Origin of the sequence: Longimicrobium sp., from assembly GCA_036389795.1 — a bacterium.
GTDB lineage: Bacteria > Gemmatimonadota > Gemmatimonadetes > Longimicrobiales > Longimicrobiaceae > Longimicrobium.
Genome location: DASVWD010000072.1, coordinates 59,880 through 67,962, shown reverse-complemented (window position 1 = coordinate 67,962; position 8,083 = coordinate 59,880). Strand labels below are relative to the sequence as shown.

Annotated in this window: 8 protein-coding genes; 4 read left to right on the top strand and 4 right to left on the bottom strand. The window is 72.9% G+C overall.

The window, feature by feature from the left end; translation table 11 throughout:
* Positions 1-326 precede the first annotated feature (326 nt).
* A complete protein-coding gene (locus VF746_09455) occupies positions 327-1,082 on the bottom strand; it encodes an HAD family acid phosphatase (protein ID HEX8692633.1) in 756 nt (251 codons plus the stop codon).
* A 201-nt stretch (positions 1,083-1,283) separates the two neighbouring features.
* Here VF746_09455 and VF746_09450 point away from each other — a divergent pair, with 201 nt between their 5' ends.
* The gene (locus tag VF746_09450) at positions 1,284-2,078 is read left to right on the top strand and encodes a hypothetical protein (GenBank protein ID HEX8692632.1); all 795 of its coding nucleotides are present in this window, start codon (positions 1,284-1,286) and stop codon (positions 2,076-2,078) included.
* 170 nt (positions 2,079-2,248) lie between these two features.
* Positions 2,249-2,836 (top strand): type 1 glutamine amidotransferase family protein, encoded by a 588-nt coding sequence (locus tag VF746_09445; GenBank protein ID HEX8692631.1) that lies wholly within the window; start codon positions 2,249-2,251, stop codon positions 2,834-2,836.
* A gap of 103 nt (positions 2,837-2,939) precedes the next feature.
* Here the strand turns inward: VF746_09445 and VF746_09440 are convergent, their stop codons facing one another.
* Positions 2,940-3,179: a hypothetical protein gene (locus tag VF746_09440; GenBank protein HEX8692630.1), complete on the bottom strand. Its 240-nt coding sequence runs from the start codon at positions 3,177-3,179 to the stop codon at positions 2,940-2,942.
* Between the two features lie 264 nt (positions 3,180-3,443).
* Here VF746_09440 and VF746_09435 point away from each other — a divergent pair, with 264 nt between their 5' ends.
* Positions 3,444-4,151, top strand: coding sequence for a hypothetical protein (locus VF746_09435; GenBank protein HEX8692629.1), 708 nt, complete (start codon positions 3,444-3,446; stop codon positions 4,149-4,151).
* A 96-nt stretch (positions 4,152-4,247) separates the two neighbouring features.
* Here the strand turns inward: VF746_09435 and VF746_09430 are convergent, their stop codons facing one another.
* Positions 4,248-5,672 carry a M28 family metallopeptidase gene (locus VF746_09430; GenBank protein ID HEX8692628.1) on the bottom strand — a complete coding sequence of 475 codons (1,425 nt, stop codon included), beginning with the start codon at positions 5,670-5,672 and terminating at the stop codon, positions 4,248-4,250.
* A gap of 36 nt (positions 5,673-5,708) precedes the next feature.
* Positions 5,709-6,398 (bottom strand): HAD family hydrolase, encoded by a 690-nt coding sequence (locus VF746_09425; GenBank protein ID HEX8692627.1) that lies wholly within the window; start codon positions 6,396-6,398, stop codon positions 5,709-5,711.
* A gap of 355 nt (positions 6,399-6,753) precedes the next feature.
* Between VF746_09425 and VF746_09420 the strand changes: the two genes are divergently transcribed.
* Positions 6,754-7,671 (top strand): NAD(P)/FAD-dependent oxidoreductase, encoded by a 918-nt coding sequence (locus VF746_09420; GenBank protein HEX8692626.1) that lies wholly within the window; start codon positions 6,754-6,756, stop codon positions 7,669-7,671.
* Positions 7,672-8,083 lie beyond the last annotated feature (412 nt).

Below are 8,083 nucleotides of genomic sequence, written 5' to 3'. Positions count from 1 at the left end.
TTTGGGCGTGTCCCTCCGCTGCGCTCCGGGCCGGGCTGCGCGCGCGGTAGGGCACGATACGACCGTGCCCAACCGCGCCGGGCCACCGCCGCGACGATACCCCGTGTCGCGGCGGCGTCCCGGCCCTCCGGGCGCGCATCCCTCACGCGGGTCTGTCGTCGCGGTTGAAGCCTCGCGGGGTTTGCGAGGCTTTCTGCGGTTGTTGCCGCGGCTTCAGCCGCCCCTCTCCCCGCACCAAACCCCGCTCTCAGGCGGCGGGTGAGGGCCCCGGCGGCCGCGCCAGCGCCTGCGGGAACGCGCGAGATCTTTCCGCGAGAACGAAGTTCCTACCGCGGCGGGTTCCGCTCCCAGGAGCCGTACATCGGGTTGGGCAGCACCACGTAGGCGCGCCCGAACTCCGCGAACGCCTCGTCGCCGCGCTCGCGGACGGCCTGGGTGAGCGCGGGGAAGTCCTGGATGTTGTCGCCCACCCACATCAGCACCCGGAGCGGCGGCAGCCCCGTCCCCGCGCCCGACTGGACCGCCTGGAAGCGCGGGTTCTTATCGCTGGGCCCGCCCTCCGGCCGGCACAGCACCACGTCGAACGCGATCCCCACCCGGCGCAGGTTGTCGCGCGTGTCGTCGCAGATCGCCTCGTAGCGGTTGGTCACGATCGCCACCCGCCCGCCCAGCTGCCGCACCAGCCCCACGAACTCCGCCGCCCCGGGGAGCGCGGCGGCCGCCTCCTCGCGCGCCCAAGCCTGCCAGCTCTCCTCCGTGTAGCCGAGCCCCTGCGCGGCGCGGCGGCGCTGGTACTCCGAGTTGTCGATCACCGTCTCGTCCGCGTCCAGGATCACCCCCCACGTCCCCGCCGCCGCGCCCGCCGCCAGCGCGCGCAGCCGCTCGCCCGCCCAGCGGTAGGTCTGCAGGAACGCCGCGCGGTGCTCGGCCGAGGCGCGCGTCCAGTGGATCGCGAGCGGCGGCGCCTCCGCCGCGGCGGCCGGCGCCGGGGCCGGAGCGGGCGCGGGAGCCGGGGCCGGCGCCGCCGCGGGCGCGCACGCCGCCAGCGCGGCGAGGGAAGCGACGAAGAACGTGGTTCGCATTGCAATCTCCCGGAGGGCGCGTACGTTGTCGTCTGCGCCGCCGGACCGCAGACCGCGCGCCGCCGCGACCGGGCCCCTGGCGGAGCGGCCGCGCGCGGCGATCTTCACCGGCCGCGGCACGCGGCCCGCGGACCCGGTCCGGCGCCTGGAAGCACGCACCCTGCCCGGTGCCCGTCACCCACTCCGGAGGACTCCGACCGTATGAGAGCCAGCCACCTCCTCCCGGGCCTCGCCCTCCTGGCCGCCGCGGCGTGCACCGCCTCCGTCGCCACCCGCTCCGCCGGCGGCCCCGCGGGCGCGATCGACGGCGCCGAGTCGCTCGTCCGCGCCATGCACGGCCGGTACGGCGCGAGCTGGTACCGCACGCTCACCTTCTCGCAGCAGACCGCGCGCGTCCCCCCCGGCGGCGGCCAGCCGATCGTGGAGACCTGGCTGGAGTACGGGGCCATGCCCGGGCGGCTGCGCATCGAGATGGGCCCCGCCGAGCAGCAGCGCGGCGCCATCTACGCCAACGACAGCCTCTACGTGGTCCAGAACGGCGCCGTCGTCGCCCGCCGCGCCGACCGCAACGAGCTGATGACGCTGGGCTTCGACGTCTACACCCAGCCCCCCGAGGTCACCCTCCGGCAGCTGCGCGAGGAGGGCTTCGGGCTCGACGCGTTCCACCGCGACACCTGGCAGGACCGGCCCGTCTACGTGGTGGGCGCGGCGGCGGGCGACCTGCGCTCCAAGCAGTTCTGGGTCGACGCCGAGCGGCTGGTGTTCGTGCGCATGCTGGACCCCAACCCGCGCGACACCACGCAGGTGCAGGACGTGCGCTTCAACAACTACCGCCCGCTCGCCGGCGGCTGGATCGCCCCCGAGGTGGAGATCGTCCTGAACGGGCAGCGCGTCTTCCACGAGGTGTACTCCGACATCCGCGCCAACGTCCCGCTCGACCCGTCGCTCTTCGACCCCGCGCGCTGGACCCAGGCCGTCCATCCGCCCGCGCGGTGAGTCCGGCGGCGCCCCGCCCACGTTCCGCCGGCCGGCGGAACGTGACGGGGCGCCCTCCCGGGCGTCAATCCGTCTCCGGCGCCTGACGAGAGGCTTCCTCCCGGCGGCCGCAGCCGCCACCTTGGAGCGTCGGGCTCGATCCCCGTCCACCCCTCCCACTTTCCACGCCGATGCGCGACGTCGCCTACGTTCTCGTCTTCGACGGCTTCGCCGACTGGGAGCCCGCGCTCGCCACGGCCGAGCTCAACAAGAGCGGCCGCTTCACCGTGCGCACCGTCGGCTTCACGCCGGGGCCTGCCGTCTCCATGGGCGGGCTGCGCGTGACGCCGGACCTGCCGCTCTCGCAGGTGGAGCCGGAGCGCGCCGCCGTCTTCATCCTTCCCGGCGGCGACATGTGGGAGGCGGGCCCGCGCGAGGAGCTGTGGCCGATGCTGCGCGGGCTGGAGCGCGACGAGGTGCCGGTGGCGGCCATCTGCGCGGCCACGGTGGAGGTGGTGCGCGCGGGGCTGCACCGCGGGCGGCGGCACACCAGCAACGGGCTGGAGTACCTGCGCTCCTTCGTGCCCGCCTACGACGGCGAGGCAGACTACGTCCCCGACCTGTCGGCTTGCGACCGCGGCCTGATCACCGCCAGCGGCGCCGCCCCCGTCGAGTTCGCCCGCGACATCCTGGGCACGCTCGACGTCTACGACGCGTCGGACCTCAAGGCCTGGTTCGAGCTGTTCAAGTACGGCGTGCTCCCGGTGGGGATCGGCTGAGGAACCGTCCCGGGTCTCCACGCGAACGGACAAAAAAGATGCGCCACGGCACGCAGGTGACCGTGGCGCATCGACTTGCGAGGCGTTCGCCCCTCGCGGCTCCTCAGAGCGGCTCCGGGACGGGGATGTGCTCGCAGCACTCGCCCGGGTTGGCCGGGCCGGTGCAGATGCACGTGCGGAAGCAGGTGAACCCGAAGCAGGTGCCTTCCAGCGGGTCGCAGGTGTTGGCGTTGGGGTTGGTGGGCTGGTACGCCTGGACCGTGCCCCGCGACTTCTCGTCCTTCGGCGCCGGATCGAACGTCTCCACCGCCAGCTTTTCGGGATCGAGCTTCAGCTTGCGCATCGCCACCTCCTCGCACGGGTGAGAGACGCGCGCGCCCCAGGGTCCATGCCGGGCGCGCGGCAGGCCGGAATCGCCGCGCTCCGGGCGCCACGTCGTAGACAGACTCCGGTGCACGCTGCGGGGTTTCTTCTCGCCGCGGCGCCGCAGGACGCAGTCGCATACACCGTCCACATTACGCCGCCGCGCGGAGCACAGGCGGGTTTTTTGCATCACCCGCAATCCGCTGTTTTCCCTCCCTCTCCCCTGCACCGACAGGAGGACCCCATGAGGAGACCCGCCATTCTTTTCTTCGCCGCACTCACGCTGGGGCTCGCCGGATGGGCCGGCGCCGACGCGGCTACCCGGTCGCACGGCGACGGAGGCGCCGTGATGCCGAGGCGGGAGGTCCGGACCGGAGTCGTGGTGGTGCAGCGCTCCGCCGCCAGCGCCGACGTGGTGGTGGTGGTGGACGGCGGGACGAAGGGCGAGGCCGCGGACGGGATCGCCGACCGCGTCTTCGTCCTCCAGCGCGACGGGGCGCCCTCGGGAGACGCCGTGCTCCGCTACGCCGGGGCGCGCGTCCTCTACGACGAGGGGCACATCCTCGTCGCGCCGGCGGACGGCGGCTCGGCGGTGGGGCTCTCCCTCGTGGGTCGCGAGGCGCTCTCCCCGGCCGCGGCGTCGTTCCTGGGCGCGACGCCGGTCGGCGACAGCTGGACGGGGCGCGGGCTCGCGCTGCGGAGGGGCGAGGTGCGCGTCGGCGCGGCGGGACTCTCCGCGGCCACGCTGGAGCGGGTCCTGGCGAGCTGCGGGACGCGCACGGCCAGCGACGGCGCGGCGAAGGCGGCCGGGTCGCCGCCCGGGTGCCCTGGCGGCGGGAGCACCGACTGCAGCAACTCCACCTGCCAGATCCTCTGCATTCCGGGCTACCACGCGTGCTGCGACTGCAGCCGCGACCCGAACAACTGCAGGTGCAGCTGCGTCCGGGACTGACGCGCCACCGACGGCAGAAGGAAGGGCCCCCGCGGTGCGCCGCGGGGGCCCTTCTTATGGCGTCAGAGAGGTCTCTCGCCGGGTTCGGCGCGAGGCCTATCTCCCCGGGAGCGGGAACACCGGCAGGCTCTCGTGCCCCTCGCGGTCCACCGCCGCCACGCCGAAGAAGTAGTTGTCGATGACGATGTTCTCCAGCACCGCCTCCGTCACGTTCCCCACCCAGCGCGACCACTGCCACTGCGCCGACGTCGGCTCGCGCCAGTAGACGCGGTAGCCGGCCAGGTCCGGCGCGGAGACCGGCTTCCACCGCAGCGTGGTGCTGGGAGAGACGCCCCCCGCCACCGTCACGCTGTCGGGCGCGGGCGGCGCCCAGGCCAGCGAGGCCAGTGCCGCCGCGTTCAGCGCCGTCATCCTGGCCACGTAGCCGAAGTCCACCTCGTCGGGCACGTCGCCGTAGCGGATCCCGTTCTCGACCCGCAGGTTCTGGTGCTGGCGCGTGTAGTCCTCCCACGTCTCGGTGAGGCGCACGGCCGGGAAGCCCAGGTTGAAGAACGGCGTGTGGTCGCCCCCGCGGCCGAAGCGGTCCAGCCGGTAGATCGGCAGCACGTCGAAGTTGGGGACGTAGCGGTCGGCGACGCGGTCCACGTAGCGCATGAGCTGCCGAGAGGGCGTGTCGAGCTCGCCGCCGGTGGTCAGGATGCGCCGCAGCTCGGCCTGCGTGGCCGTCGGCGGGATGCCGGGGCCGAAGACGCGCGCCGTGCGGTTGTCGGTCACCCCGTTCTGCCCGCGCGTGTTGCCGATGATGTCGTTGTTGAGCACGCCCGCGATGTTCCACCCGTTGTCCTTCGCGAAGCGCGCCAGGATCTCGCCCCCGTTCAGCCCCTGCTCCTCGCCCGCCAGCGGCGCGTAGACGATCGACGCGTCGAAGCGGTAGCGCGAGAGCACCCGCGCCGCCTCGAGCGCCGCCGCCACCCCCGAGGCGTCGTCGTTGGCGCCGGGCGCGTCGCTGGTGGCGTCCATCACGTCGGTCACCCGCGAGTCGTAGTGCGCGGTGATCAGCACGTAGCGGTTGGGGTCCGTCCGGCCGCGCTGGATCGCCACCACGTCCACCACCCGCGTGTCGGTGGGGATGCGCGTGTTCGGCCGCCCCGGGATGATCGAGTCGACGTAGCGCACCTCCAGGCAGTCGCCGCACGCCCGCGAGATGCGCTGGAACTCGTCGAAGAGCCACCGCCGCGCCGCCCCGATCCCGCGCGTGCGGCTCACGGTGTCGGAGAGCGTGTGCCGCGTGCCGAACCCCGCCAGCCGCCGGATGTCGGCCTCCACCCGCGCCGCCGAGGGCGCCCCGGCGATCTCGCGGATGCGCGGGTCCTCGCCCGAGACGGCCTCGCCCTGCGCGGGCGCCTGGGCCGCGGGCCGCACGGCGGGCGCGGCGGGCTGGGGACGGTCCTGCGCGGCCGCCGGCGCGACGAAGGCGGCGAGCGCGAGGGGGACGGCGGCGAAGAGCGGGCGGATCTGCATCACTTCGGGTCTCCGGAAACGGCGTGCGTGACGGATTCAGGGCTCCGGCGGTGGATCTCCTCCGCGGCTGGCGGCGAGGCGGGCGAGCAGGTCGGCCAGCTCGGCCTGCACCAGCGACTCCAGCCGCAGGTCGTGCTCGCCGAACTGCAGCGCGGCGGTGATCCGGTTCGGGACCACGACACAGTACAGGCCCGCGCGCCGGGCGGCCAGCGCCCCGTTGGGCGAGTCTTCGAACGCCACCGCGCGGTGCGGCTCCACGCCCAGGCAGCGCAGCACGCTCAGGTACAGGTCGGGCTCGGGCTTGGCGTGCTCCACGTCGTCGCTGGTGCGGATGCAGTGGAAGTAGTGCAGCAGCCCCAGCCGCCGCAGCTGCCCCTCCACCCACTCGCGCGACGAGCTGGAGGCGAGCCCCACCCTGAGCCCCAGCGAGCGCGCCGCCCGGAGCGCCTCCTCCACCCCCGGGATCGGCCCCTCGGCGGAGATGCGCTCGAAGTAGCGCCGCCGGCGCAGCTCGTCCAGAGCCTCGCGGTCCACGGCCCTGCCGATCTGCTCCTCCAGGTGCGCGTACGGGTCGAACCACCCCGGCGCGCGGCCGACGCAGTCCGACCACACCTCCAGCGTCAGCTCGCCGCCGTGCTCGGCCAGCAGCTCGCGCACGGTCTCGAACTCGTGCGTCTCGCTGTCGAAGATCAGCCCGTCGAAGTCGAAGACCACCGCGTCGATCACTGCAGCCCCAAGTGCGTGAGTGCGGGAGTGCGAGAGTGGGTCCGGCGCCGCGGCAACTTACGTGCGACGCCGCCAGCCGTCAGCCCCGGGCCCGGGCGATCCGGTTGTGCGTGGGTGTTCGCTGTCATTCTGAGGCCCCGATCACACGGGACCAGCCTCCGAACGGATGATCGCAGGGCCGAAGAATCTTCTCCCCTCGCCAGGTGGATCGGGCGCGGCAGCGGCACGGATGCCGGCCGGGCACGATCTCTTGCTCGCCCGCCGTTCGACCGGATCCGGGTGATGCGGTAGGCGGCCCGGCGCTTGCACCCGGGCCGGGCTCCCTCGCCGGCTCCCGACGTTCCCCGGAAGAGAGATGCCGGACCCGGACCTGTACGACGTGATCGTGGTCGGCGGCGGCCCCGCGGGGCTGGCGGCCGCGCTCTGGCTGGCCCGCTACCGCCGGCGCGTGCGCCTGTTCGACGCGCAGGACCCGCGCAACAAGGAGACCTGGGCCGTCCACGGCTACTTCGGCATCTCCGACCCCAACCCGTGGGACCTGCGCGCCGTCGGGCGCGAGCAGGCCGAGGCGGCCGGCGCGGAGATCACCGACGCGGTGGTGAAGACGGTCACGGGGGAGAAGGACGACTTCCGGGTGGAGCTGGCCGACGGGGCCACGCACCGCGCCCGGCGCCTCCTCTTCGCCACGGGTCTCAAGGACATCAAGCCCGAGATCCCCGGCTTCGACGACTTCTACGGCACCAGCATCTGGCACTGTCCGGAGTGCGACGGGCCGAGCGTGACGGGGTGCAAGGTGGGGGTGATCGGGTGGGGGAAGGGGATCGCGAAGTACTGCATGTGGCTGCGGACCTGGGTGGACGAGATGACCGTGCTCACCCACAGCCACCCGCCCGACATGGACGACGAGGCGCTGGTGACGCTCGCCGAGCAGGGGGTGCGCCTGCGCACCGAGGCGATCACCCGGCTGGAGGGGCAGGAGGGGCTCCTGCAGCGCGTCGTCTTCCACGACGGCACCAGCGAGCCGTTCGACGCCCTCTTCTTCCACGTCGCATCGGGCCCCGGCTCCACGCTCCCCGCAGACATGGGGTGCAGGGCCGACGACGAGGGGATCCTGGAGGTGAGCGACAACTACGAGACCACGGTTCCCGGCGTCTACGCCGCGGGCGACATCACCCCGGGGACGCGCCTGGTGATCCGCGCCGCCTACGAAGGCACCCGCGCCGCCATCGGCATCCAGAAGTCGCTGCTGCCGGAGGAGCGGAAGATCGAGTAGGCCTGATCAGAGAGGCGCCTATGCTGGCCCGCCCTCGCTTGAAGGTCGGCTGGGGATACCGTTCCTCGCAGTTCAAACTCGCGCCTCAGCCGTTCTCCGCATTCCTCGTTTGCCCGGAGCCGTTCCTCAATCTCGTCCGGGAACCGCGCAGCATACGCGAGTGCCTGATCCAGCTCCTCGCGCGTGAGCCAATCGAAGTGTGCCTGAAGCCCTTCTCTATCATCGCCATAGGCCTGGGCGACCATCATGATCTCCCACACGTCGGGACCGCCACGAACGGAAGCCCGCCGTCCGGAGACTCCGTCACGAAACTCAATCTCCGGAAACTGAACGCTGATTGGGAAACTGGTCATCACACACCTGAGCCACGCTATCGAAGTAGCCGAAATCGCTAGACCGATGTCTACAATGT

Coding starts and splice junctions, on each gene's coding strand:
- VF746_09455 (HEX8692633.1), bottom strand. CDS start 1,082: ATGCGAACCACGTTCTTCGTCGCTTCCCTCGCCGCGCTGGCGGCGTGC.
- VF746_09450 (HEX8692632.1), top strand. CDS start 1,284: ATGAGAGCCAGCCACCTCCTCCCGGGCCTCGCCCTCCTGGCCGCCGCG.
- VF746_09445 (HEX8692631.1), top strand. CDS start 2,249: ATGCGCGACGTCGCCTACGTTCTCGTCTTCGACGGCTTCGCCGACTGG.
- VF746_09440 (HEX8692630.1), bottom strand. CDS start 3,179: ATGCGCAAGCTGAAGCTCGATCCCGAAAAGCTGGCGGTGGAGACGTTC.
- VF746_09435 (HEX8692629.1), top strand. CDS start 3,444: ATGAGGAGACCCGCCATTCTTTTCTTCGCCGCACTCACGCTGGGGCTC.
- VF746_09430 (HEX8692628.1), bottom strand. CDS start 5,672: ATGCAGATCCGCCCGCTCTTCGCCGCCGTCCCCCTCGCGCTCGCCGCC.
- VF746_09420 (HEX8692626.1), top strand. CDS start 6,754: ATGCCGGACCCGGACCTGTACGACGTGATCGTGGTCGGCGGCGGCCCC.